The 24,846-nt window shown below is 64.4% G+C and carries 27 protein-coding genes; 20 read left to right on the top strand and 7 right to left on the bottom strand.

Translation table 11 applies throughout. The features are described from left to right. Window positions 1-37 precede the first annotated feature (37 nt). The 4 genes from FQ746_RS18800 (at window position 38) to rfaE2 (ending at window position 3,939) form a co-directional block, all read left to right on the top strand. Window positions 38-931 (top strand): enoyl-CoA hydratase/isomerase family protein, encoded by an 894-nt coding sequence (locus tag FQ746_RS18800; protein ID WP_144111152.1) that lies wholly within the window; start codon window positions 38-40, stop codon window positions 929-931. Window positions 932-1,017: 86 nt separating this feature from the next. Further along, window positions 1,018-1,821, top strand: a complete 804-nt coding sequence (locus FQ746_RS18795) for a PhaM family polyhydroxyalkanoate granule multifunctional regulatory protein (protein WP_144111151.1) — start codon at window positions 1,018-1,020, stop codon at window positions 1,819-1,821. Between the two features lie 633 nt (window positions 1,822-2,454). Continuing rightward, complete coding sequence (locus tag FQ746_RS18790; protein ID WP_144111150.1) at window positions 2,455-3,327, top strand: ferritin-like domain-containing protein; 873 nt, start codon at window positions 2,455-2,457, stop codon at window positions 3,325-3,327. Between the two features lie 129 nt (window positions 3,328-3,456). Then, complete coding sequence (gene rfaE2, locus FQ746_RS18785) at window positions 3,457-3,939, top strand: D-glycero-beta-D-manno-heptose 1-phosphate adenylyltransferase (RefSeq protein WP_144111149.1); 483 nt, start codon at window positions 3,457-3,459, stop codon at window positions 3,937-3,939. Between the two features lie 13 nt (window positions 3,940-3,952). On the opposite strand, the gene FQ746_RS18780 is transcribed toward rfaE2, so the two are convergent. Genes FQ746_RS18780 through FQ746_RS18770 form a run of 3 tightly spaced genes read right to left on the bottom strand, consistent with a single transcriptional unit; the run spans window position 3,953 to window position 6,019 of the window. Continuing rightward, on the bottom strand, window positions 3,953-4,192 hold the full coding sequence (locus FQ746_RS18780) for a hypothetical protein (protein WP_144111148.1): 240 nt from the start codon (window positions 4,190-4,192) through the stop codon (window positions 3,953-3,955). Window positions 4,193-4,238: 46 nt separating this feature from the next. After that, window positions 4,239-5,117 carry a type III pantothenate kinase gene (locus FQ746_RS18775; protein WP_144111147.1) on the bottom strand — a complete coding sequence of 293 codons (879 nt, stop codon included), beginning with the start codon at window positions 5,115-5,117 and terminating at the stop codon, window positions 4,239-4,241. Next, window positions 5,114-6,019, bottom strand: a complete 906-nt coding sequence (locus FQ746_RS18770) for a biotin--[acetyl-CoA-carboxylase] ligase (protein ID WP_144111146.1) — start codon at window positions 6,017-6,019, stop codon at window positions 5,114-5,116. The genes FQ746_RS18775 and FQ746_RS18770 overlap by 4 nt, the downstream gene beginning before the upstream one ends. A 184-nt stretch (window positions 6,020-6,203) precedes the next feature. On the opposite strand from FQ746_RS18770, the gene FQ746_RS18765 reads away from it, so the two are divergent. The 9 genes from FQ746_RS18765 (at window position 6,204) to FQ746_RS18725 (ending at window position 14,055) form a co-directional block, all read left to right on the top strand. Then, window positions 6,204-7,337 (top strand): MlaE family ABC transporter permease, encoded by a 1,134-nt coding sequence (locus tag FQ746_RS18765; protein WP_144111145.1) that lies wholly within the window; start codon window positions 6,204-6,206, stop codon window positions 7,335-7,337. After that, a complete protein-coding gene (locus tag FQ746_RS18760) occupies window positions 7,334-8,212 on the top strand; it encodes an ABC transporter ATP-binding protein (protein ID WP_144111144.1) in 879 nt (292 codons plus the stop codon). Before FQ746_RS18765 ends, FQ746_RS18760 begins: the two co-directional genes overlap by 4 nt. A 16-nt stretch (window positions 8,213-8,228) precedes the next feature. Further along, window positions 8,229-9,212: an MlaD family protein gene (locus FQ746_RS18755; RefSeq protein ID WP_144111143.1), complete on the top strand. Its 984-nt coding sequence runs from the start codon at window positions 8,229-8,231 to the stop codon at window positions 9,210-9,212. 30 nt (window positions 9,213-9,242) lie between these two features. Next, complete coding sequence (locus FQ746_RS18750) at window positions 9,243-9,869, top strand: ABC-type transport auxiliary lipoprotein family protein (protein ID WP_144111142.1); 627 nt, start codon at window positions 9,243-9,245, stop codon at window positions 9,867-9,869. Between the two features lie 31 nt (window positions 9,870-9,900). Then, window positions 9,901-11,064, top strand: coding sequence for a VanZ family protein (locus tag FQ746_RS18745; RefSeq protein WP_144111140.1), 1,164 nt, complete (start codon window positions 9,901-9,903; stop codon window positions 11,062-11,064). Window positions 11,065-11,214: 150 nt separating this feature from the next. Next, window positions 11,215-11,535, top strand: coding sequence for a (2Fe-2S) ferredoxin domain-containing protein (locus FQ746_RS18740; RefSeq protein WP_144111138.1), 321 nt, complete (start codon window positions 11,215-11,217; stop codon window positions 11,533-11,535). 17 nt (window positions 11,536-11,552) lie between these two features. Then, window positions 11,553-12,197: an alpha/beta hydrolase gene (locus FQ746_RS18735; protein ID WP_144111136.1), complete on the top strand. Its 645-nt coding sequence runs from the start codon at window positions 11,553-11,555 to the stop codon at window positions 12,195-12,197. A 339-nt stretch (window positions 12,198-12,536) separates the two neighbouring features. Then, on the top strand, window positions 12,537-13,778 hold the full coding sequence (locus tag FQ746_RS18730; protein WP_144111134.1) for a D-alanyl-D-alanine carboxypeptidase family protein: 1,242 nt from the start codon (window positions 12,537-12,539) through the stop codon (window positions 13,776-13,778). A 4-nt stretch (window positions 13,779-13,782) separates the two neighbouring features. Continuing rightward, entirely contained in the window at window positions 13,783-14,055 is a 273-nt protein-coding gene (locus tag FQ746_RS18725) for a DUF493 family protein (RefSeq protein ID WP_144111132.1), read from the top strand. Here FQ746_RS18725 and FQ746_RS18720 read toward each other — a convergent pair. Next, complete coding sequence (locus FQ746_RS18720; protein WP_144111130.1) at window positions 14,021-15,022, bottom strand: transcriptional regulator GcvA; 1,002 nt, start codon at window positions 15,020-15,022, stop codon at window positions 14,021-14,023. The genes FQ746_RS18725 and FQ746_RS18720 overlap by 35 nt on opposite strands. Window positions 15,023-15,120: 98 nt before the next feature. On the opposite strand from FQ746_RS18720, the gene FQ746_RS18715 reads away from it, so the two are divergent. The 3 genes from FQ746_RS18715 (at window position 15,121) to lipA (ending at window position 17,314) form a co-directional block, all read left to right on the top strand. Further along, window positions 15,121-15,447, top strand: coding sequence for a DUF2917 domain-containing protein (locus FQ746_RS18715; protein ID WP_144111128.1), 327 nt, complete (start codon window positions 15,121-15,123; stop codon window positions 15,445-15,447). Between the two features lie 84 nt (window positions 15,448-15,531). Beyond that, entirely contained in the window at window positions 15,532-16,281 is a 750-nt protein-coding gene (gene lipB / locus FQ746_RS18710; protein WP_144111126.1) for a lipoyl(octanoyl) transferase LipB, read from the top strand. Between the two features lie 13 nt (window positions 16,282-16,294). Further along, the gene (lipA, locus tag FQ746_RS18705; protein WP_260854098.1) at window positions 16,295-17,314 is read left to right on the top strand and encodes a lipoyl synthase; all 1,020 of its coding nucleotides are present in this window, start codon (window positions 16,295-16,297) and stop codon (window positions 17,312-17,314) included. A 302-nt stretch (window positions 17,315-17,616) separates the two neighbouring features. On the opposite strand, the gene FQ746_RS18700 is transcribed toward lipA, so the two are convergent. After that, window positions 17,617-18,060 (bottom strand): hypothetical protein, encoded by a 444-nt coding sequence (locus tag FQ746_RS18700; protein WP_144111124.1) that lies wholly within the window; start codon window positions 18,058-18,060, stop codon window positions 17,617-17,619. A gap of 272 nt (window positions 18,061-18,332) precedes the next feature. On the opposite strand from FQ746_RS18700, the gene tauA reads away from it, so the two are divergent. Genes tauA through FQ746_RS18685 form a run of 3 tightly spaced genes read left to right on the top strand, consistent with a single transcriptional unit; the run spans window position 18,333 to window position 21,211 of the window. Continuing rightward, complete coding sequence (gene tauA, locus FQ746_RS18695) at window positions 18,333-19,355, top strand: taurine ABC transporter substrate-binding protein (RefSeq protein ID WP_260854097.1); 1,023 nt, start codon at window positions 18,333-18,335, stop codon at window positions 19,353-19,355. 57 nt (window positions 19,356-19,412) lie between these two features. Continuing rightward, window positions 19,413-20,264, top strand: a complete 852-nt coding sequence (locus FQ746_RS18690; RefSeq protein ID WP_144111122.1) for a taurine ABC transporter ATP-binding protein — start codon at window positions 19,413-19,415, stop codon at window positions 20,262-20,264. After that, complete coding sequence (locus FQ746_RS18685) at window positions 20,261-21,211, top strand: ABC transporter permease subunit (RefSeq protein ID WP_260854096.1); 951 nt, start codon at window positions 20,261-20,263, stop codon at window positions 21,209-21,211. Before FQ746_RS18690 ends, FQ746_RS18685 begins: the two co-directional genes overlap by 4 nt. Window positions 21,212-21,232: 21 nt before the next feature. Here FQ746_RS18685 and FQ746_RS18680 read toward each other — a convergent pair whose 3' ends face one another. Beyond that, window positions 21,233-21,916, bottom strand: coding sequence for an HAD family hydrolase (locus tag FQ746_RS18680; RefSeq protein ID WP_144111118.1), 684 nt, complete (start codon window positions 21,914-21,916; stop codon window positions 21,233-21,235). A 226-nt stretch (window positions 21,917-22,142) separates the two neighbouring features. On the opposite strand from FQ746_RS18680, the gene FQ746_RS18675 reads away from it, so the two are divergent. Further along, a complete protein-coding gene (locus FQ746_RS18675) occupies window positions 22,143-23,810 on the top strand; it encodes a Na/Pi cotransporter family protein (protein WP_144111116.1) in 1,668 nt (555 codons plus the stop codon). A 63-nt stretch (window positions 23,811-23,873) separates the two neighbouring features. On the opposite strand, the gene FQ746_RS18670 is transcribed toward FQ746_RS18675, so the two are convergent. Continuing rightward, window positions 23,874-24,644 (bottom strand): DeoR/GlpR family DNA-binding transcription regulator, encoded by a 771-nt coding sequence (locus FQ746_RS18670; protein ID WP_144111114.1) that lies wholly within the window; start codon window positions 24,642-24,644, stop codon window positions 23,874-23,876. Window positions 24,645-24,846: the final 202 nt, after the last annotated feature.

Here is a 24,846-nt window from a genome sequence, read left to right as displayed (position 1 = left end):
CGAGGCGACGACACACCGATAGACGGATCTGCTCACCATGTCTCAAGCATCAGGTAGTCACGACGCGTTCTACGCGCATTACCAGTCGCTGCAGTTGAAGCGCCATCCGCATGGCGTGCTCGAAGTCGTGATGAACGGCGCGGGCGCGAATCGCAGCGACCTCGCCACCGCCAATGCGCGGATGCACTTCGAGCTGGCCGAAATCTGGCGCGACATCGACCGCGATCCCGATACGCGCGTCGCGATCATTCGCGGCGAGGGTAAGGGCTTTTCGGCGGGCGGCGATCTGCAACTCGTCGAAGACATGGCGAACGATTTCGACGTGCGCGCGCGCGTCTGGCGTGAAGCACGCGATCTCGTCTACAACGTCATCAACTGCAGCAAGCCGGTCGTCTCGGCGATGCATGGTCCGGCAGTGGGGGCGGGTCTGGTGGCGGGCCTGCTCGCCGATATTTCGATCGCAACGAAGAGTGCGCGCATTATCGACGGACACACGCGGCTCGGCGTGGCCGCCGGCGATCATGCGGCCATCGTATGGCCTTTGCTGTGCGGAATGGCGAAGGCCAAGTACTACCTGATGCTGTGCGAGCCGGTGAGCGGCGAAGAGGCGGAGCGGATCGGTCTCGTGTCGCTCGCCGTCGACGAAGACGAATTGCTGCCCAAGGCCTTCGAGGTTGCGCGCAAACTGGCCGAAGGCTCGCAGACGGCGATTCGTTGGACCAAGTATGCGTTGAACAACTGGTTGCGCTCGGCCGGACCGGCGTTCGATACCTCGCTCGCGCTGGAGTTCATGGGCTTCGCCGGGCCCGATGTTCGCGAAGGCATCAGTTCGCTGCGCGAGCGTCGCGCGCCCAGCTTCGGCGCGCCCGACCCGTGGGCCGGACGACCGCACGAGGCCGGCGGCGAAACGCCGGAGAACGGGCGTTCCTGACGCGCGTCCACGTTGATTCGCGTCCACGTGACCCGACGCCATTCCGATTTCCCTCTGTTTTTCCCTGTCAGCAGCGAGGCGACAGCATGACCGATACCTCCGATTCCACGCCGTCGTTCGGCGGCTTTCCCGGATTTCCGCCTGCCGAGATGCTTGAACGCATGTGGGGCATGATGCGCATGTCGCCGTTCGGCGCATCGTTTCCCGGCGCGCAGTCGGGTGCGGGACTGAGCCCGTCGCTGTCGATGATGTCCGACATGATGGCGCCGCTCACCAACGTGGAAGAACTCGATAAGCGCATCACCGACATGCGCGCGGTCGAGCAATGGCTCAAGCTGAATCTGAGCATGTTGCAGTCCGCGATTCAGGCGCTCGAAGTGCAGCGCGCCACGCTCGCGACACTGCGTGCGTTCGGCGCCTTTGCGCAGGCGTCGATGACACAGCCGGCGACCGAGGCGCCCGCGCCGAGTCCGGCGCCGTTCGGCTGGCCGCATCCGCAGGCGCCGGGTTCCGCGAGCGCCAGCGCCCGCACGGCACCGCCTGCCGACGAGCCGCCCGCCGAGCAACCCGCCGCCGCGGAGGACGCGCCCACTGCGCCGCCGTTCGATGCCTCGGCATGGTGGAACGTGCTGCAATCGCAATTCAATCAGATCGCGCAGTTCGCGATGACTCAGCCGGCGAGCGCGGCCGGTTCGACCGACACCGCTTCTGACGACCCCGACACGGACGCCGCAGCGTCCGCAACGGGCGAATCGACCGCCTCGGGTGCGCCCGAACAACCGGCGCGCGCCGCTGCCACCACACGCCGGCCGGCGGCGAAGAAGACGACCGCAGCGTCGAAACGCACGTCTACCGGCACGGCACCGCGCAGCGGGAAAAAGTCTATTTGACCGCAGGAATGAAACGGATCGCGTGGGCCGCGCGCCCGGGTGCGTCACGCGGCCATGCACGGGCGGCTTCGACCCGGGTGGCACCGGTCGAATCCGCCGCCTGTCATGCTCTTGACGCCGACGGCGAGGCACACTTCGCGCGCCGTCCGCTTTTCTTGCCGGAGATCAATCAGGCACCGGAATTGCGCCTGTTCGCTGAAGGGTTGGGTGGAATCAGCATGCTATGATCCCGTAAGCTTCAACTGGTTATGTGGGCGTGCGCTGAAAACAACCAATCCTGCCGCCCATGTTCAGTACGACGCCGGTATCACCGGCGCAGGGCTGGACGGTGTGGCATCGATTGCGGCAGTTATTGCGACCGTCATTGCAACCGTCATCGCAAACTGGTTCGACCTCAGGCATAGGGTATCCCTCACCCACGGTTGGCCGCGTACCGCGTAACTTACAGTTACTCGCCGCAAGCGCCTGGTCTTCTTCGCTGCTGCATCCAGGCAGTGTATTAACGCGTAAAATTGAAGGCTTGGCCGGAAAAACCGCGCCTTGCGTCATTCCATCGTTAGCAAGCGTGCTCCACGTAGTAGTTACAGACACAGTTACAGACACACACAGTATGCGCAGAACAGGGGTGGGACTATGAACACCATGCTTTATCCGGAACTTTATAAATCGCTCGAATCCGTTCGATGGGACATGGAGAAGGACATTCCCTGGGACACGTTCGATGCATCGCTTCTGACCGACGAGCAGGCCGCGACGATCAAGATGAACGCGATCACCGAGTGGTCGGCCTTGCCCGCCACGGAAATGTTCTTGCGTGACAACCATCACGACAGCGATTTCTCCGCCTTCATGAGCGTGTGGTTTTTCGAGGAACAGAAGCATTCGCTGGTGCTGATGGAATATCTGCGCCGCTTCAAGCCGGAAATGTGTCCGACGGAAGAGGAGCTGCACGCCGTGCGCTTCGAATTCGATCCGGCGCCGCCGCTCGAAACGCTGATGCTGCACTTCTGCGGCGAAATCCGCCTGAATCACTGGTATCGCCGCGCTGCTGAATGGCACACGGAGCCGGTCATCAAGCACATCTACGAAACCATTTCGCGCGACGAAGCGCGGCATGGCGGCGCGTATCTGCGGTACATGAAGAAAGCGATGGCTCAGACCGGCGACATCGCACGTGCCGCGTTTGCGAAAATCGGCGTGTTGATGGCCTCCGCGCGTCGCACCGAAAAGCCGCTGCATCCGACCAATCTGCACGTGAATCAGGCGCTATTCCCGCGCGACACGATCCAGTCGCGTCTGCCCGATCCGGAATGGCTCGAGCGCTGGCTCGACGACCAGATCCGTTTCGACGACGGTTGGGAAAAGAAGGTGGTCGAGCGCATTCTGCACAACCTGTCCATTCTGTTCGAGCGCTCGTTCACAACCGCGCAGGAACTGAACCGCTATCGCAAGGAAGTGGTGGCGCGGTTGCAGGCCGATCAGAATCCGGCCAGCCAGCCTGCCTGATGCCATGATTTGATGTAGTCAAAGCTGGTCAAAACGGCCCCGCGGGCGAAAGTCGGCGGGGCCGTTTTGCATTGAATGCCGCGCACGCGTGTATCGTGGCGGCTCTTTCCTGTTCACTCCGAATTCATCATGGCTGCTACTTTCGAACGCAAGATCCTGACTCGCGAAGCACTCGTGGCGCGACGCGCGGCGCTTACCGCGCCGGTGGTCTTCACCAATGGCGTGTTCGACATCCTGCATCGCGGGCATGTCACTTATCTCGCGGATGCGCGCGCGCAAGGCGCCTGTCTGATCGTCGGCGTCAATAGCGACGCTTCGGTGCGTCTGCTCGGCAAAGGCGACGATCGTCCGATCAACAACGAAGCAGACCGGATGGCATTGCTCGCCGCGCTGGAGAGCGTCGACTACGTGGTGTGTTTCAGCGAGAAAACGCCCGTGGATCTGATCACGGCGTTACGCCCGGACGTGTTGGTGAAGGGCGGCGACTACGACATGGACGCGTTGCCCGAGTCGGCGGTGGTGCGAGGGTGGGGCGGCCGGGCGCTGGCGATTCCGTTCGAGCATGAGCGCTCGACGACGGCGCTACTGAAAAAGGTTCGCGCCCACGGGTGAAGTCTCGCCAAGCTTACTGCGCCAACTCCGATGCCGCCACCGGCGCCGCCGGTGCGGGGCCGCCCACCACGGCCTGATCGGCCGCCTCGGCGAGACTGACCGGCTGCACCTTCAGCGATTCCGGCTGAATCTGCCGGGCCAGATGATTCGGCTCGCGGCCACCGGCAGTGGGTGTCGGACCGAAAACGCCGCGCACCGCGACGAATGCCAGCAGGTTGGCAAGAAACAGGATGGCGATCAGCCAGCGCAACATGGTGCTTTTCCAGTCGAGAAGTTAAGCCGCCATGTTTCCATGGCCGTCATTCGGGCGCCGCGGACGCGGCTTCGGATCCACCGTCGGCGGCAATCAGCGCCAGGCCGGACAGCACGAGCGAATCGTGGCGAGTATGCGGCACTTTCAGCGCGCTTGTCACTTCGTTCACTGCACCGCCGCTCACCACGAGTCGCACGGTGACTTGCCATTCGTCCTGCAGATCGCGCCACATCCGCTCGATCAGCCCGGCTTGCGCCAGCGTGCAACCCGCAGACAACGAACGCGGCGTGTCGGTCGCGAAAAATGGACCGCGGCGCGGTGCTTCGGTCGAGTGCGCAGCCGACGCGGTTGCACTCACGCGAGTGGGCACCGCATCCGTTTCGAGCAAACCGCGGGCGGCGCTGGCGTCGAGCGTCGGCAATTGCGCCGTATGCTCGCCGAGCGAACGCATCATCAAGGTCCAGCCAGGCGCGATCAATCCGCCGACGAAGCAGCCGTCCGCTCGCAATGCTTCGAGCGTGGTGGCGGTGCCGAACGTGGCGATCAGCAGATGTTCGCCGGGAAACGCCGCGTGTGCGCCGATCATCCCGGCCCAGCGGTCGCTGCCGAGCGCCTGCGGCTGGCTGTAGGAATTGGTTACGCCGCATTGTCGTGACCGCGCGCGGATCGTCGTCAGCGGGAGGTCCGGCCGATCCGGCCAGGACTCGCGAAGCAACCCTTCAACCCGCGCGGTCGCCTGCCCACCCGCGACATTGGACAACCACGCGCTGCCCGGCGTGGGCAACCCGGACCACTCGGGACGGGTATCTTCGTCACCGTGTCCGAACGCGCCGGATGCGCTTTGTGTACCATCCGCCTGCACCATCGCCCACTTGATGCGGCTGTTGCCCGCATCGATCAGCAAAGTCGGTGCGCCGTTCGTCATGCAACACCGTCGGCGAGGCGCAGCGACACGTCGCCGGTGGCGATGACCTGGCGGCCGCTCGCGGTATCGAGCAGCAACTGACCGCGCTCGTCGACGCCAGCCGCAATGCCGCGCGCCTGCTCCTCGCCTTGCTCGAGCAGCACGACTTCACGGCCCGCGTATGCGTGCACTGCGTTCCAGCGCGACTGGAACGACGCGAAACCATCCGCGCCGAAACGCTGCAACGCGGGTTCGAGTGCGTTCAGTTCGGCGGCTAGCGTATCGGTGAGATTGGCGTTGGGCAGTGCGCGTTGCAGCGCGGTCGGCAGCGTGCCGCGCGCCTGCGGCGGCACGCCGGCATTCAACGCGCCGACTTTGGCGGCGAGTTCGTCCGCGCCCTTCACGTTGGTACCGATGCCGATGACCACCGCGCTTGCATCATCCGTACTCCATGCGGTTTCGATCAGGATGCCGGCAAGCTTGTCGCCTTCCAGCAGCACGTCGTTGGGCCACTTCAGCGCGATCTGGCCGGGTCCGGCCACCGGCAGCGAGCGCAAGCCGTCGACCAGCGCGACGCCCACCGCGAGGCTCAAGCCCGCGAGGCCTTCGAGCGGACGGGGCAGCACGCAGGCGACCGAAAACAGCAGCGCATTGCCCGGCTCGGCATACCACGGCCGACCGCGCCGGCCGCGCCCGGCGGTTTGCAGATACGCAACCCGCACGATCGGCCGCTGCAGCGCATTGGCCTTGCGCGGCAGTGCTTTGACACGGGCCATCAGGTCGGCGTTGGTCGAGCCGGTTTCCTCGACGATTTCGATCGGCCAGTCGTGCGCGTGCGGGCCGAACAGGGCGACCGCGCGTTCGCGGTCGATACGCCAGTCGCCGGACGCGCCGGCTGCGGAGGGAGTCTTGGAAGCGTTCATGCCGCGTATTGTAGCGACAGCGCGCGGGCGGGGGCGGCGCGAGCCGCGATCCACGACGGACAAGCTACGGGCCACCGACGAGCCACCAGCAAGCGACCAACCAGCGCAGCCGCCCGCTACCTCAATCGATCCGCCGCGCCTTCGATACAATGGCCGCTAATCCGATAACCAGACTCCGCGATCCTTGAACTACGACACTCCGCCCGGCCTCGAAGTCGCGGCCGGCAGCCAGGGCAAGATCGTCCGGCTTTCGGGCCAGTGGACGGCGCTCGCGCTCGCACGCGATCGCGCCACCGGTCATGTGATCCCGTTGCTGCGCTCGCTGGTCGGCGCCGAAGGTATCCGGCAGTGGGACCTGTCGCGCATCGACCGGATGGATCACGTCGGCGGCCAGGCGCTGTGGCGTGTGTGGGGCCACAAGATGCCGCCCGACACGACGCTCAACGACACGCAGCGCGATATCTTCGAGCGCATCGCGCTGCTCGACAATGCCCGCGAAACCGCCGAGCCGGTCGTGAAGTTCGATCCGTTCACGCGGCTGGGTCTGGCCATCTTCTCGTTTTTCGAGCATCTGTACGGCGGCATCGGCATGCTCGGGCGCGTAGTGCTCGATCTGCTGTCGCTGGTGCGCCGTCCCGCCAGCACGCCGTGGACCGAAATCTCCGCGAACATCTACAACGCCGGCACCAAGGCGCTGCCCATCACCGCGCTGGTCGCGTTCCTGATCGGCATCGTGCTGAGCTATCTGTCCGCGCAGCAGTTGCGGCTGTTCGGCGCGAACCAGTACATCGTGAATATTCTCGGACTGTCGGTGATCCGCGAACTCGGGCCTGTGCTCTCGGCGATTCTGGTCGCGGGCCGCTCGGGTTCGGCGATCACCGCGCAGATCGGCGTGATGCGCGTGACCGAAGAGCTAGACGCCATGCGCGTGATGGGCATTCCACATGGTCTGCGACTGATTTTGCCGCGCGTGGTCGCGCTCGGCGTCGCCATGCCGCTGCTGGTGATGTGGACCAACATCATCGCGCTGACGGGCGGCGCGCTGGCCGCGAAGATCGTGCTAGGCATCGACATGAGCTATTTCGCGCGCGCGCTGCCGAGCGTCGTGCCGGTCGCGAACTTGTGGATCGGCCTGGGTAAAGGCGTGGCGTTCGGCATGCTGATCGGCCTGGTGGGTTGCCACTTCGGCTTCCGGATCAAGGCCAACTCGCAAAGTCTCGGCGAAGGCACCACGACCTCGGTCGTGAGTTCCATCACCATCGTGATTCTCGCGGACGCAGTGTTCGCGATTCTTTTCCAGAACGTGGGGCTAGGATGATCGCGCCACTCAGCCAGGCCGTGCGCGGCCAACCGGTGCCGGCGATTGCCGAACCGGTCATCGAAGTGATCGACGTGACCAAGCGCTACGGTCGCAACATCGTGCATCAGCATCTGAACCTGGAAGTGCGGCGCGGCGAGATCGTCTCGATCGTCGGCGGATCGGGTTCGGGCAAGACCACGCTGGTGCGGCAGATTCTCGGTCTGGAGCAACCTTCGTCGGGCACCATCAAGCTGTTCGGCCAGGACCTCGCGACCATCTCGCCGGACACCGCGCTGCTGATGCGCAGCCGCTCGGGCATGCTGTTCCAGCGCGGCGCGCTGTTCTCGTCGCTGTCGGTGTTCGACAACATCGCACAGCCGGTGCGCGAACTCGGCAAGGTGCCCGAAGACCTGTTGCGCGACATCGTCATGCTCAAGCTGGAGATGGTCGGCCTGCCGTGCAAGCATGCGTCGAAGATGCCGTCGGCGCTGTCGGGCGGCATGATCAAGCGGGTCGGCATTGCGCGCGCCATCGCGCTCGAACCCGAATTGCTGTTTCTGGACGAACCGACCGCCGGGCTCGACCCGCAGGCCTCCGACGAATTCGTCGAACTGATTTCCGCGCTGCATCGCGCGCTGGGACTGACCGTGGTGATGGTCACGCACGATCTGGACACGATGATCGCGCTGTCGTCGCGCGTCGCCGTGCTGGCCGATCGCCGCGTGCTGGTCGCCGCGCCGGTCGAAGAGGCGGCGGGCGTCGATCATCCGTTCATCCGCGAATATTTCCTCGGGCTGCGCGGGCGCCGGGCGCTGCAGGCGCTGCCGCCGGAGCGCCGCGCGAAGCTGCCGCGCGCCGCGCTCGAATCGGCGTCGTCCGAATTGCCGCTGTGAACCAGGGAACCTGACAATGGAAAACAAATCACACGCCTTCTGGGCCGGGCTCTTCACGGTCGTTCTGCTGGCGGCGATCGCGGTGGCGGCATTTTTGTTCAACGTCGACCGTTCGGTGCGCGTGCCGTACGATCTGATTGCGCGCACCAACGTGACCGGTCTGTCCACCGACGCGGCCGTGCGCTATCGCGGGCTCGACGTCGGCAAGGTGCAGTCGATCAAATTCGACCCGGCGCATCCGGGGCAGATTCTGATCCGCATTCTGGTCGACACGCACGCGCCGATCACGCATTCGACTTACGGCAGTCTCGGCTTCCAGGGCGTCACGGGCATCGCGTTCATTCAACTGGACGACACGGGTCGCGACACGTCGCCGCTCGGGTCGTCGACCAGCCAGGTCGCGCAGTTGCCGATGCACCCGGGTCTGCTCGACCAGTTGCAGCAACGCGGCGACGTGCTGTTGCGCAAGCTCGAAAAGGTCACGGAAGACGCTGACAATCTGCTGTCGCCTGAAATGGTCGCGCAACTGCACGGCACGGCGGCGAGCATCCAGAAAGCCGCGGATGGTATCGCCACCCTCACGCAGCAGGTGGCGCCGGTCACCGGCAAATTGCCGGGCACGATCGATCAGCTGGATCGCACGCTGGCGTCGACCAATCAGCTGATCGGCAACCTGAACCGCCCGGACGGTCCGTTCGAAACCAATCTGAACAAGGTCGGCACGGCGGCTCAACAGGCCGGCGACGCGCTGACTTCGATGAACGGCTCGTTGCAGGAATTGTCCGCGCGAGTGGGTTACGACACGCTGCCACGCGTCGATTCGCTCGCCGACGACGTGCGCTCCGCCGCGCGGTCGGTGGATCGGGCCGCGGGCGTGTTCAGCACCAATCCGCGCAGTGTGTTGTTCGGCGCGCCGGGAGCGCCGCCGGGACCGGGCGAGGCCGGTTTCACGTGGCCTGCCGCGCACACCGGCGCACCCGCCGCGCACGCTGCCCAATGATTTCGCAGGTTTGAAGAAAGGAAGATTGTCATGTCACGCTTGACCCACCGATTGATGTCCTCGAGTGCCGCGCTGGCGGTGCTCATCGCGTTCGGCGTGCTCGCTGCGGGCTGCGCCGGCACGCCGGCGGCGATCTCGGACATCCGCTACGACTTCGGGCCGCCGAACCCGGCGGCATCCGCAGGCAGCGGGCCGACGGTGAAGGTGCTCGACGTGAGCGCGCCCGCGACGCTCGAGTCCGACAAGCTGGTCTATCGGCTGAGTTACGCCGACGCGCAGCAGATCGCCGCCTACGCCAACAGCCACTGGACGATGACGCCGTCGCAATTGCTGACCCAGCGTCTGCGCAATGCGTTGAGTTCGCGCGGCGCCGTCCTGACCGGCGCCGACGGCGTGAGTGCGCCGCTGCTGAAAGTCGATCTGAGCGAGTTCGAACAGGTTTTCGACAGCCAGTCTGAAAGTCACGCCGCGGTGACCGCACGCGCCACACTCACGCAGAACGGCAAGGTGCTCGGCCAGCGCACCTTCATTGCGCGGGCGCCGGCAAGCTCGGCCGATGCCGCCGGCGGCGCGCAAGCGCTCGCCGCTGCCAGCGACGACCTCGTCGGGCAGATCGGCGCGTGGCTCGGCGTGCAGGCGCTGGTCGCCGCGCAATGACCGGCGCGCAGCGCAAACCCCGGAGCGCTGCATGAGCGAAAGACCCTGGCTGCGCCGCCCATCGGCGCTCGCGCGTCAGGCATTACTGCTGTACACCGCGCTGATCGTCTACGGGTCGTGGTATCCGTTTTCCGGCTGGCGCTCGCTCGGCCTTACGCCGTTCGCGTATCTGTCCGATCCCATGCCGCAGTATCTGACGGCGTTCGACGTCGTCACCAATGTGCTCGGCTACATGCCGTTCGGCGCGCTGCTGGTGCTTGCGGTCTATCCGCGCTGGCGTGGCGCGCTGGCCGTCGCGGCGGCGCTGCTGCTGGGCGGACTGCTGTCGGGCGTGATGGAAGCCGTGCAAACTTATCTGCCCACTCGCGTCGCGTCGAATCTCGATCTGGCCGCCAATGCGCTCGGTGCGCTGCTGGGTGCGGCGATCATGTCGCCCGCAACCGGCGCGCTGCTCGACCGCGGCTTGTTGCGACGCTTGCGGCTGATGTGGTTCGAGCGCGACCGCGCGGCGCTCGCCTGTCTCGTGGCCGCATGGCCGTTCGCGACGATGTATCCGGCGCCGCGGCTGTTCGGTCTCGGCAACTGGCCGCGCGCGCTGTGGTTGCGCTTCGATTCGACCACTCAGGATGCTCTGCTGGCGTGGACGCCATCGGCATGGCACGTCGGCGCGTGGCCCGCGCTGGTCGCCGCCAGGTTGCCCGACGATGTCTGGGAAGTGCTGATCACCACGTTGAATCTGTTTGCCGCGCTGTCGCTGGCGTCGCTGCCGGTGCGCGATCACGCGCCACGCGTGAGGTTGTTGATGGTGTTCCTCGTCACGACCTTGTGCGTGAAAGTGGGCGCGACGTTTCTGCAATCGCAGGCGGGCCTGGCGTTTTTCTGGGCCACGCCGGGCGCACTGGTCGGTTTGCTCGGCGGAACGGCGGCGGCGTTGCTCGCGCTGCGCTGGCGGCGCCGCACGCGCGCGCTTCTCGCGGCCGGCGCGCTGACGATCGCGCTCGTGTTCGTCAATCTGCTGCCGGTGAATCCGTATTTCGATGCCGTGCTGGCCGACTGGCGGCAGGGCCGCTATCTGCACTTCAACGGGCTGGCGCACTGGCTCGCATGGAGCTGGCCGTATGCGGCGCTGGTGTGGCTCGCGTACGTGGTCGAGCAGGCGTGGCTCAAGCGGCGGATGAGCCGGCGGCATGCGTGAGGGCGACGCCTGGGCACGCGCCGTGCAAGCATTCCGCGGACGGCGGCCGGTAGCCTCGCTGGCTATAATCCACCGCACGAATGTCACAACAGGCGCGTGGCTACGGCTGCCGCGCCATTCCCCGCACTAGCAGTCTTGCCCCCGGACATCATGGACGCCTTCTACAAGTACCACGTCTTCTTCTGCCTGAATCAGCGCGACGCCGAGGCCACGCGCCCGAGTTGCGCGAACTGCAACGCACAGGAAATGCAGGAGCACGCTAAAAAGCGTGTCAAGAAACTGGGTCTCGCCGGCCCCGGTCAGGTGCGCATCAACAAGGCGGGTTGCCTCGACCGATGCGAACTCGGACCCGCGCTCGTCGTGTATCCGGAAGGGGTCTGGTACACGTATGTCGACGAGAGCGACATCGACGAGATCGTCGATTCGCATCTGGCCAACGGCAAGATCGTCGAGCGCCTGAAGATCGATTGAACGATAAGTCTCTCCCAATGAACGTACACACGAAGAAGTATCTGATCGACGGCCCGGTCGGCAAGATCGAAGTCGCGCTGGATCTGCCCGACGACGTGCGCGAACACGGCGCCGCGCCGCGCGGTATTGCGCTGGTTGCGCATCCGCATCCGCTGTTCGGCGGCACGATGGACAACAAGGTCGCGCAGACGCTCGCCCGCACGCTCGTGCAGTTGAACTACGTGACGTATCGCTCGAACTTTCGCGGTGTCGGTGAAACGCAAGGCGAGCACGACGCCGGTATCGGCGAGCGCGACGACCTGCGCGCCGTGCTCGACCATATGCGCGCGGAAACCGGGCAGGGCGAATTGCCGCTGGTGCTGGCGGGTTTTTCGTTCGGCACGTTCGTGCTCTCGCACGTGGCCGCGAAGTTGCGCGACGAAGGCAGGGGGATAGAGCGGATGGTGCTGGTCGGCACCGCGGCGAGCCGCTGGGAAGTCGCGCCGGTGCCGGAAAACACACTCGTGATTCACGGCGAGACCGACGACACGGTGCCCATTCAATCCGTCTACGACTGGGCGCGGCCGCAGGAATTGCCGGTGATCGTGATTCCGGGCGCGGAGCATTTTCTGCATCGCAAGCTGCATGTGCTGAAGCGGATCATCGTCGACGCGTGGCGTTAGCGCGGCGGGTGCTGCTCGTGTGGAGCATTTCCTTCGCCGGCTTCTTCGGGCGGCTGGTGCCTGAAGGCCTAAAGCGCCTGAGGTGCCTGAGGTGCGACAGCGCGCGCGTATAATGAGCGCTCTTTTTTGGGCGCAGCATTGCCCACCCGGCGGTTCGCGCGATGCGTAGGTGCTTCGACGCGCGCAGCGGTGCCGGATGCGAGGCGTGCTGCGCGAACCGATCGCGTGGCCGGAAGTCCAACGGGCGCCGTGCTGTTTTTACGGCCTGACGCTCGCCGACCGGCCCTTCCAAACAATGCGCTCTACGCGCGATGTATTTATCTGCACGAACCGACCCCTATGCGTTTTTCCACACTCGGCCGCACGTCCTTCTCTTCCGCTGCTTCGATCTCCAGTTCTTTCGTTTCGCCTGCATTGAGCCGTGCCGTTGCCCTCGGTATCGTGCTGCCCGCCACGCTCGTGGCGAGCGCGGCGTTTGCGCAAGTGCCGCCGCCCGCGGTCAGCGCGCGCTCGTGGGTGCTGGTCGACGCCACCAGCAATCAGGTGCTCGCCTCGGGTAACGCGGACGAACGCGCGGAACCGGCTTCGCTCACCAAGCTGATGACCGCGTATCTCGTCTTCGAAGCGCTGCAGACGAAGAAGATCACGATGGACCAGACGGTGATGCCGAGCGAAGCGGTGCGCCGCGTTCACACGGACGAATCGCGCATGTTCATCGAGGCGAACAAGCCGGTGACCGTGCACGATCTGGTGTACGGCATGATCGTGCAGTCGGGTAACGACGCGGCCATCGCGCTCGCCGAACTGGTCGGCGGCAGCGAGTCGCAATTCGTCAACATGATGAACACCGAGGCGCAGCGCCTCGGCATGAAGCACACGCATTTCGCCGACGTGAACGGCATGCCCGACCCGCAGCACTACACCACGGCGGGCGACCTCGCGGTACTGTCCGCGCGCCTGATTCGTGACTTCCCCGATTACTACAACATCTTCTCGGTCAAGGAATTCACGTACAACAAGATCAGGCAGCCGAACCGCAACCGCCTGCTGTGGATCGATCCGACCGTCGACGGTCTGAAGACCGGTCACACCGAAGCGGCCGGCTATTGCCTGATCGCGAGCGCGAAGCGTCCGTTGTCGGGCACCGCCGACGCGTCGCGCCGCCTGGTCGCGGTGATGATGGGCGAGCCGAAGGAGCACGACCGCGTGCAGGACGGCCTGAAGATGCTGAACTACGGCTACACCGCGTACGACACGGTGCGTCTGTACAAGGCCGCTCAGGTGGTCGGCACGCCGCGCGTCTACAAGGGTGCGCAGGACACGGTGCAGATCGGCGTGAAGAGCGATCAGTACATCACCGTGCCGAAGGGAATGGCCGACAAGGTGAAGCCGCAGATCGAGCAGATCGATCCGCTGATCGCGCCGATCGCCAACGGCCAGCAGGTCGGCACGGCGAAGCTGGTGGCCGATGGCAAGGTGCTCGCGCAATTCCCGATCGTGGCCTTGCAGGCCGTGCCGCAAGCCGGTGTGGTCGGCCGCGTGTGGGATTCGCTGATGCTGATGTTCAACAAGAAGAAGTAAAACGATGAGCACCGAGAACAACGATTCGCTGTTCGACTTTCCGTGCGATTTCCCGATCAAGGTGATGGGCCGCGCGCATCCCGAGTTCGCGGAAACCATCGTGACGGTGGTACGCCAGTTCGATAGCGAGGTCGACGCCTCGCGCGTCGAAATCCGGCCGTCCAGCGGCGGCAATTACACGGGCTTGACGGTGACGGTGCGCGCGACCAGCCGCGCGCATCTCGACGATATCTATCGCGCGCTCACCGGGCATCCGATGGTGAAGGTCGTGATGTAAGGGCCGCGGCGCGCAATGCGTCGGCCGCCAGGTCGGCGCTTGCCGTCGGTCCGGCTTCGCAGGCACGTTCGAAAAGCAGCTTGAAGCGTCCTACCTCGTCGAACACCCAGTCACGGAACGCCCTCACGCGTTCCGTTTCCATCATTTGCGGCGGGCAGATGAAGTAGTACTGCCACGGGCTCGGCCCGTCCACGTCGAACAGCCGGACTAGCCGCCCCGCGGCGATCTCGTGCATGGCGAGCGACCGGCGGGTGAGCGCGATCCCCTGTCCGTCGATGGCCGCCTGCAGCAGGTTCGACGAATCCTGATAGAGCACGCCGCGCTTCGGCTCAGGCCAGTCGGTGAGTCCGGCGGCGTCGAACCACGGGCGCCACAACTCGTCGTCCGAACGCAGCAGCGGCACCCTGGCCAGATCGGCCGGTGTCTGAGGCAGCTTGCCGCCGTTGAAATTCGGCGAGCAGGCCGGAAAGAAAATTTCCTCCAGCAGCAATTCCGCGTGCAACCCCGAGTATTTGCCGAAGCCGAAACGGATTGCCACGTCCACGTCGTCGCGCGCGAAATCCGTCAGCGCGTTGGTGGACAGCAGTTCGAGGTCCCATTGCGGATGCGCTTCGATAAAACTGCCGATGCGCGGGGTGACCCAGCGCGCCGCGAACGACGACAGCATCGACACGACCAGACGGCGCTCGCGGTCGCCGGCGCGGATTTCGCGCGTGGCGTCGGCCAGCGCCATGAGCGCGCTGCGCACGTGTGTGGCGTAGCGCCGGCCGCTGTCGGTGAGCCGCACACGCTTGCCGTCGCGAACGAATAGCGCGACGCCGAGTTCCGCTTCGAGCGCGCGAATCTGATGGCTGACCGCGCCGTGGGTGACGAACAGCTCGTCGGCGGCGCGTGAAAAGCTTTCGTGCCGGGCGGCGGCCTCGAAAGCCTTGATGGCATTCAAAGCGGGAAGCTGACGGAGGTCCATCGCAATATTTCTCACATAGAGGTGAAAATAGATCGTTTTGCTTAAACCCTTGCTACGCCTAGGATTGTAGCCACGAAACGAATTTTGGCGAGGGCATCATGAGAGAAATTTTCTCTAGTATCGCGTTTGAAATCCGCAGTGGCGAAACCATTCCGATGATGGTCGCGCGCAGCACCAAGCTAGTTGTCCGCGGCGGCGCGGTGTGGGTGACGCGTAGCGACGATATCGAAGATTACTGGCTGCAACCCGGCCACGTGCTGCGTCTGCGGCGCGGCGAGCGGCTCTGGCTGAGTGCCGAAGGCGCCTCGCCCGCGAAAGTGTCGTTCACCGTGCCGACGCGCTGCGACGAACGCGCGTTCAACTGGTTTGCCCGGGTGGTAGAACGGCTGGCGGCGCGGCTTCGCGGGGGCTGGCGCACGGTTTGACGGGCCGCGGCCTTCAATTGCCGGGCGTCGGGATCTGATCGACGTCCGGCGCGAATCCCAGGATTTCGGTAAACTGCGGCGATCATGTGCGCCACCCCGGTTCTCCCGTCTCCGTCCCTCGCCCTCGCCCTCGCGCCGTCGCCGCTAGCGTCGCCATCGACGCTACGCTGGCTCGGCACCGAATCCTACGAAACCAGTTTCGACGCGATGCGCGCGTTCACGGACGAGCGCACCGCCGACACGCCCGATGAAATCTGGCTGGTCGAACATCCTCCTGTGTTCACGCTGGGGCAAGCGGGCGATCCCGCCCATCTGCTTGCCCTCGACAGCGGCATTCCGCTGGTCAAGGTCGACCGGGGCGGACAGATCACGTATCACGGACCCGGCCAGGTCGTCGCTTACCTGCTGCTCGATCTGCGGCGGCGCAAGCTGATGGTGCGCGAGATGGTCACGCGTATCGAGCAGGCCGTGATCGATACCCTTGCAGCGTATAATCTCGCCGGAGAACGCAAGGCGGGCGCCCCTGGAATCTACGTGGCGCCGGGGCCCGACGCCGGGTTGCATGCCGGCGCCAAGATCGCCGCGCTGGGCCTGAAAATTCGCAACGGCTGCAGCTACCACGGTGTCAGCCTGAATGTGAAGATGGATCTGCGGCCGTTTCTGGCCATCAACCCATGCGGCTACGCAGGACTCGAAACAGTGGATATGGCGACGCTTGGCGTCGCCGCCGGCTGGGACGACGTAGCCCGCACGCTGGCAGCATGTCTCACCGCAAACCTCGACGGCAGTCCCGCGGCCGTCGCCCAACCGCAGGCCGGTGCGTTCACCGCCTGACTGGATCGAACGAATGACTGACGTTACCGCGAACCTGGCCGCTACTGCCGCTATTCCCACTACTCCCGTTCCCGACGCCTTGCCGGTTGCCGCCTACGACGCAACGGCGAAGCAGAAGGCGCAGGCCAAGACGGCCCGCATCCCCATCAAGATCATCCCGATCGAAAAACTGAAGAAGCCGGACTGGATTCGCGTCAAAGCGGCCACCGGCAATTCGCGTTTCACCGAGATCAAGCAGATTCTGCGCGAGCACAACCTGCACACGGTGTGCGAAGAAGCGAGTTGCCCGAACATCGGTGAGTGCTTCGGCAAGGGCACCGCGACCTTCATGATCATGGGCGACAAGTGCACGCGACGCTGCCCGTTCTGCGACGTCGGCCACGGCCGTCCCGATCCGCTCGACGTGGACGAACCGGGCAACCTCGCTCGCACGATCGCCGCGTTGAAGCTCAAGTACGTGGTGATCACCAGCGTGGACCGCGACGACCTGCGCGATGGCGGCGCGGCGCACTTCGTGGAATGTATCCGTCAGACGCGTGAGCTGTCGCCCGAAACACGCATCGAAATTCTGACACCGGACTTCCGCGGTCGCCTGGATCGCGCGCTCGGTATTCTGAACGCAGCGCCGCCCGACGTGATGAATCACAACCTCGAAACGGTGCCGCGTTTGTACAAGGAAGCGCGCCCGGGTTCGGACTACGCGCATTCTCTGAAGCTGCTCAAGGACTTCAAGGCGCTGCATCCGGAGGTCGCCACGAAGTCGGGCTTGATGGTCGGGCTGGGTGAAACCGAAGAGGAAATTCTTCAGGTCATGCGCGACATGCGCGAGCACGACGTGGACATGCTGACGATTGGCCAGTACCTGCAGCCGTCTGAACACCATTTGCCGGTGCGCTCATATGTTCACCCGGACACGTTCAAGATGTACGAAGAAGAAGCGTACAAAATGGGCTTCACGCATGCGGCCGTGGGCGCGATGGTTCGTTCGAGCTATCACGCCGATGTGCAGGCGCACGGAGCCGGCGTGGTCTGAATGCGTTGAGGGTTGTTGCCTGCCTGTCGCAAGATGAAAAGCCCGCACGTGTTGCGGGCTTTTTCATTGTGGGGAGGTTTTGTATGCGGTCCCTGTTGTCGCTAAATGCGGTTAACCGTAGTGGCGCGCGAGAGCCAGGCAGATAGGAGCGAGCGTGCCGCAGACGAACGAGAAAGGGATGGCGAATTTGATAAAGCGGTCGCGCCTTGCAGGGTCTTCGATAAGGCGGTGGAGCATGCCGAGCATTTGAGTCTTCCGTGTCAGATGTGGAAAAAATTATATCCTGGTCGATTGGCGATTAGTTAGGTTAGCCAATAATGAGATACGGAAAACGAAACGGTTGAGATGGCTGTCAATAGCAAAGATGGCCACATGAGTAAACCGCGCGTCTTCGGGTCTCTGGAATCGGCCGGGAAGCAGGCCGCGTCGGCCGCACCGAACGACACCAGAACGGTTGCGGTGACGATCAGCAGAGCATGCAGGAACAGACTCGCCAGCATGAAGGAAAGCGCGGTGTCGCTGGACGCTCCACCCAATGCGCAACCGATCTCGTAGCACGCGCTCGCGCACATAGAAATGACGACCCAAAGAAGTTGTCCGTCCTGAATCACCCGGGTAACGATACCTCGCGAAGACCCTCCATAGAAGTGCGAAAAGCTCAGCAAAAGGGGCAACGCAACAGGTCCGAACACCGGCACGCCGACATTGAAAAAGAGCCAACCCAGGCGGCCGATGAAAAACGTCATGAAGAATGCGAACCGTGAAAGACGAAGCGATCATCGCGCCGCACGACACTCGCAGTCAATCGGCCGAATGGCCAGGTTGCGCCCGGACATAGCCCTGCGCGATCATGACCAGAACAGCGCGCATCGTCCGCTTTGGCAACCGCCCGATCCAAGTCAGCGCGAAAAGCAATGCTCGAACGGCGTGATTAGCAATGGAGGATTAATTAGAACCGCGCGCGCCCATTCTCCCTATAGTCGAGCCTCCCAAACAACACTCACTAGAGGGGCTCCCGATGAACCGCTTTCTCCGTCCGCTGGCCGCGTTCGCTACGCTGCTCGCACTGTCCGCATCTTTCTCCGGCGCAGCGCACGCCGACAGCAAGGAAGTCGTGATCGCGTACCAGGACATGGTGGTGCCCTGGCGCTATGCGCAGGCGACGGGTGAAGTGGAGAAAGCCACCGGGTACAAGGTGACCTTCCGCAAGCTGGGCAGCGGGGCCGATGTGATCCGGGCGTTGGCGTCCGGCTCGGTGCAACTCGGCGAGGCGGGTTCGAGTCCGGTTGCCGCGGGTCTGTCGCAAGGCGTCGACATCTCGCTGTTCTGGATTCTCGACAACATTAACGACGCCGAGGCGCTGGTCGCGCGCGACGGCTCGAACGTGACGAGTGTGGCCGGGCTGAAAGGCAAAAAGATCGGTGTGCCGTTCGTCTCGACGTCGCATTTCCATACGCTGGTGGCGTTGCAAAGCGCGGGTGTGAATCCGTCCGAGGTGAAAATCGTCAACCTGCGTCCGCCTGAAATCGCGGCGGCCTGGGAGCGGGGCGACATCGACGCGACTTATATCTGGGACCCGGTGCTCGCCAAGGTCAAGAAGAGCGGCAAGGTGCTGATCACCTCGGGCCAGGTGGCGCAGCAAACCGGCAAGGCGACCTTCGACGGCTTCGTCGTCGATCGCAAGTTCGCCGCGCAGAACGCCGACTTCGTCACGCGGTTCGTCAAGGTGCTGGCGGCTACGGATGCCAGCTATCGAGATCACCCGTCGGCATGGACGGCGACTTCGCCGCAGGTCGAGGCCGTCGCGAAAGAGTCCGGCGCCAACGCGCAGGAAGTGCCGGCCAGTCTCGCGCTGTACGCGTTCCCGACGGCGGCGCAGCAGGCGTCGTCCACGTGGCTGGGCGGTGGCGCGCAGTCCGGCGCCGCGAAGTCGCTGGCCGCGACGGCGGCGTTCCTCAAGACGCAGGGCACGATTCAGAACGTGCTCCCGGACTATTCGACCGGCATCGATCCGCAATTCGTGCAGCGCGCGGCGCAATGATTGTCGTGCCGCACGCCGTCGGCGCTGTTCCCGCCCAACCGCGAACGAGGACCGCTCATGAGCACGCTTGAAATCCGGCGGCTACAGGTGGCATACGAGGGCGTGCGCAGCGGCGTGCGCAGCGGCGTGCGCAGCGGCGTGCGCAGCGGCATGCGCAGCGGCGCACCCCACGTCGCGTTGCAGGATGTCGATTTGCGCATCGAAGCCGGCGAATTCGTCGTCGCGCTGGGTGCGTCGGGCTGCGGCAAGACCACGCTGCTCAACTGCATCGCCGGTTTTATCCAGCCGACCGAGGGCGAGGTGCGTCTGAACGGCGAACCGGTGCTCGGACCCGGCGCAGATCGCGGCGTCGTATTCCAGAAATACGCGCTGATGCCATGGCTCGACGTGCTGGAAAACGTCGCGCTCGGCTTGCGCTTCCAGCGCATACCGAAGGCGCGGCGCGAACGCATCGCGCTCGACATGCTGGCGCTGGTCGGCCTGGAGAAGCACGCGCGCTCGCGCGTCTATACCTTGTCGGGCGGTATGCAGCAACGGGTCGGCATTGCCCGCGCGCTGGCGAGCGACCCGCAGGTGCTGCTGATGGACGAGCCGATGGGCGCGCTCGACGCAATGACGCGCGAGACGATGCAGGAACTCGTCCTCGACGTGTGGGGGCGCACGCGCAAGACGGTGTTCTTCATCACGCATAGTGTCGAGGAGGCGCTGTTTCTCGCCACGCGTCTGGTGGTCATGACGCCGGGCCCGGGTCGTATCGCCGAAAACTATGAATTGCCTTTCGCGAAGCGCTTTCTGGAGACGCGCGATGCGCGCGCGGTGAAGTCGTCGCCGGATTTCATCGACTGGCGCGAGCGGCTGGTCAGCCGGCTGCACGATCGCGGCGCAAGTCGGCAGGAGGTGCTGTCGTGACGGCTCCACGTGACGCTCTGAGCAACGCCAACCCGAACCCCGGCACAACGACGGCAACGGGAACCGCCACCGCCACCGCCACCGCAGCAACAACGGTATCGGCATCCGCAGCCTCGAACCGGCAGGCATCGCCACAGCGCAAAACCCGCCGCCCGGCGCGCGGCTGGCGGATGCCCGGCGAAGGCCCGACCGCCGCTTTGAGCACGATCTCGGTCGTGACGCTCGCCGCGTTGTGGTGGGTCGCCACGCATTTTCACTGGCTACCGCCTTTGTTCCTGCCGACACCCGAAGCGGTCTGGGCGGCGTTTCTCGACGCATGCCACGGCCGCATACAAGGCGGTCTACCGCTTTCCGAGCATCTGGCGTGGAGCGCGTTGCGCGTCTTCGGCGCGTTCGCGCTGGCCGCGCTCACGGCGGTGCCCGTCGGTATCCTGATGGGCGTGAGTCGCGTCGCTCGCGGGCTGCTCGATCCGCCGCTCGAGTTCTATCGGCCGTTGCCGCCGCTCGCTTATCTGCCGCTCGTCGTGATCTGGTTCGGTATCGACGAAACGGCGAAGATCGTGGTGATCTATCTCGCCTGTTTTGCCCCGATCGCGATGGCTGCGCGAGCCGGCGTGCGCAGCGCGACGCTCGAACAGATTCATGCGGCGTATTCGCTCGGCGGCAGTTTCTCGCAGGTCGTGCGCCACGTCGTGTTGCCCGCGGCGTTGCCGGAGATTCTGACTGGCTTGCGGATCGCCATCGGCTTCGGCTGGACTACGCTGGTTGCGGCCGAGATGGTGGCGGCGACTGCCGGCCTGGGTCAGATGGTGCTCAACGCGTCGAGCTTTTTACGCACCGACGTCGTCGTGATGGGGATCGTCCTGATCGGCCTGATCGCGTGGCTGTTCGATCTCGGCATGCGGGCGCTGGAACGGCGGCTGGTGCCCTGGAAAGGGCGCGGATAAAACCACGCCGAAACAACGCGCTCAGGCAAAGATATCGATGACCGGCCAGCCGCGTTCGCCTGCAATCGCGCGCAGACGCGCATCCGGATTCGTCGCCACCGGATGCGTGACGCGCTCCAGCAACGGTACGTCGTTGATCGAGTCGCTATAAAAATAGCTTTCTTCGAAATCCTGCAGCCGGTGTCCGAGCGACGCGAGCCAGCTTTCCGTGCGCGTGATCTTGCCTTCGCGAAACGTGGGCACGCCGAGCGCATTACCGGTAAAGCGCGCCAGCGGATCGCCGCCTTCGGTGCCCAGTTCGATACCCAGCAGATGCTCGAAGCCGAGCGCGCGACCGATTGGCTGCGTGATGAACACATTGGTGGCCGTCACGATGCAGCACAGGTCGCCCGCGTCGAGATGGCGTCGCACGAGTTCGCGCGCGGCCGGCAGAATGGCCGGCGTGATGACTTCCTGCATGAAGCGGGCATGCCACGCGTCGAGCTGTTCGCGCGAGTGACGGGCGAGCGGCGCCAGCGTGTAGTTCAGGTAAGCGCTCATATCGAGCGTGCCCGCCGTGTACTGGCGGTAATACCCGTCGATGTCCTGCGCGTGTCGCGCCGCGCCTTCAATGCCCAGGCCGGCCATGAAGTGCGCCCACGCCTGGTCGCTATCGAGCGGCAGCAGCGTATGGTCCAGGTCGAACAGCGCAAGGTTGCGGCTCATTCATTGTCCTCTTGATGAAATCGCCAGCGAGGAATCGGCAAGCGAAGGAATCCAGCTTGAAAATAGCCACGAGACAGGCCATCCACATTTTGCACGAGCCTATATTTAAAAGCACAAAATTACAATAAGGCAAAAATGTGCAACACTACTGTCACAAACGCCCCGGGTGCCGACTAGCACGGCATGCGGTTCGGGTCATGGCAGCAGGACGAACGCGCAGTGCTTTATGTTGATTCTCCTTAACCTTCTAGCCGGTGTTGCATTGCTCGTGTGGGGCTCGCACATCGTACGCACCGGTATTCTGCGAGTCCTCGGGGCCGATCTGCGCAGTGCGCTCGGCCGAAGCACCAGTAGCCGCTGGCGCGCATTCGCTTCCGGTATCGGCGTGACCAGCCTCGTGCAAAGCAGCAATGCGACGGCGGTCATCGTGACGTCGTTCGCGGCCCAAGGTCTGTTGCCGCTCACCAGCGGGCTCGCCATCATGCTCGGCGCGGATGTCGGCACCGCGTTGATGGCACGGGTCCTTACCCTCGACCTATCGTGGCTCTCGCCCATCCTGATTCTGGTCGGCGTGCCGCTGTTTCTGTCGCGCAAGCAGAATCGGATCGGCCAGGCCGGCCGCACCATCATCGGACTCGGGCTGATTCTGCTGGCGCTGCATCTGATCGTCGAAGCGGCCCAGCCGATGATGCAAGGCGCCGGCGTGCGCGTGATGTTCGGCGCGCTGACCGGCGACACGATGCTCGACGCGCTAGTCGGTGCAGCCTTCGCGATGCTCTCCTACTCGAGTCTGGCCGCCGTGCTGCTGACGGCGACGCTCGCCTCGTCCGGCGTTATTTCCCTGAAGGTCGCGCTGTGCCTCGTGATCGGCGCGAATCTCGGCAGCGGCCTGCTCGCGCTGCTCGGCACGGTTGCGCAGAACGCGGCGGCGCGGCGTCTGGCGGTGGGCAGCTTTGCGTTCAAACTGGCCGGCGCTTTGCTGATTCTGCCGTTCGCGTCCTTGCTCGCTCGCGGACTGCCGGTATTGATCGCGAATCCGCGCGAAGCCACCGTCGGCTTTCACCTGATCTACAACACGCTGCGTTGCTGCGCATGTCTGCTGCTGGTCGACCCGATGTCGCGCATCTGCATCCGTTTGTTGCCAAACCGCCCGGTGCCCAACGGCGAACTGCGGCCGCTGCATCTGGATGCGGCGGCGCTGTCCACGCCGACGCTCGCGCTCGCACACGCCGCGCGCGAAGTGCTGCGCATCGGCGATATCGTGCGCACCATGCTCGACAACGTGGCGGAGCTGATCCATCACAACGACCTGGAGAAAGCGCGCGCGACCATCCGCATGGACGACGACGTCGACGAACTCTATGCCGCGGTCAAAACCTACCTCACGCTCATCTCGCGCGAGCAACTCGACGAAGCCGACAGCCGCCGCTGGACCGACATCATTTCGCTGACGATCAACCTGGAGCATGCCGGGGACATCGTCGAGCGCATCGTCAGCAATATCGAAGAGAAAAAAATCGCGCACCGGCTGTCGTTCTCGGAAGAGGGGCTGGGCGAACTCGACGATCTGCAGACGCGGCTGGTGAGCAATCTGCAACTCGGCCTGTCGGTGTTCCTGAACAACGACCTGCGCTGCGCCGAACGTCTGCTCGCCGAGAAGGAACGCTTTCGCGATCTGGAGCGCGCGTATTCGTACAAGCACCTGGACCGGCTCGCCGGACAAAGCATGCGCAGCATCGAAACCAGCGCGCTGCATCTGGATCTGATCAGCGATATGAAGCGGCTCAATTCGCTGTTTTCGTCGACGGCGTATCCGGTGCTCGACGCCGCCGGCGCGCTGCACGACACGCGTTTGCGCAAGCGCGTGCTCGACACCATGCACGTGAAGGAATAGGACAGCGCTCGTTGCGCTGGTCGCCTGGTTGCCAGCTCGCCAGCTCGCCCGGTCGCAATGGATTCAAGCCAGCAAAATCTCCTCGAGCTTCTTTTTCAGCGCTGAAAACTCGGCGGCTTCGGCCGCCTTTTTATTTGTGACGAGCACGTCGATGCGGTCGATCGGGCAATACGAAATCCGGCTACGCTGGCCAATCTTGCTGTAGTCGGCGAGGATTACCACGCGGTCGGCGTTGCCGACCATGGCGCGGGCAACTTCGGTTTCGGCGTGGTCGTAGTTGGTCGCCCCATGCCGGTGATCGATACCGACCGGCGACAGCAGCGCGATGTCCGCACGATAGCGCTGGATGTCGAGCACGGTGGTCGCCCCCGAGGTCGCCATGGCCCGGTCGCTGATCGACCCGCCGAGCAGAATGACTTCGTTGGCCGCTTCGGTTGCCTCGACCGTGCCGCGCATTTTCAGCGCGACGTCGATCGAGTTGGTGACGATAGTCAGGTTCGCCAGCTTCGCCAGTTCTTCGGCCAGCGCGGCCGTGGTCGTGCCCGCATCGACGAACAGCGTCTGGCCGCTCGCGATCAATCCCATTGCCGCCTTGGCAATTGCCGTTTTCGATTTGACGCGCATCTGCGCGCGTTCGGCGATCGGCGCTTCGTCAGCCGGTTTGATTGCGCCACCATGCACGCGCCGCAGCGCGCCGAGCGCTTCGAGATCGAGCAGATCGCGCCGCACCGTTTCGCGCGACACACCGAGGTCCGCCATGATCCGTTCGGTCGACACACGTTGCAGCGTCGACAGCAACGCGCGGATTCTCTGATGTCGGTCTTCCTGCCACATGCGGCTTTTCCTTGAGTGCGAACGCGCGCTCGCACGGCTTGTTTTAAAGGTTGACATCGTGGACACGGATGTGTGTCCAGACGATGTCAAGCGTACTACTTTCGCCCGATTGTGTTGTATTTTTTTGGCAGCTTGCAAGTTTGTGTATTTCACCTTAGCCTTCGAAAATGCTTCGGCGGCCCCGTTTCCAACAGCTTTCGAA

This window comes from Paraburkholderia sp. BCC1886, assembly GCF_900996245.1.
In the GTDB taxonomy this organism is placed as follows: Bacteria; Pseudomonadota; Gammaproteobacteria; order Burkholderiales; family Burkholderiaceae; genus Paraburkholderia.
This window is presented reverse-complemented; position numbering and strand designations above follow the sequence as displayed.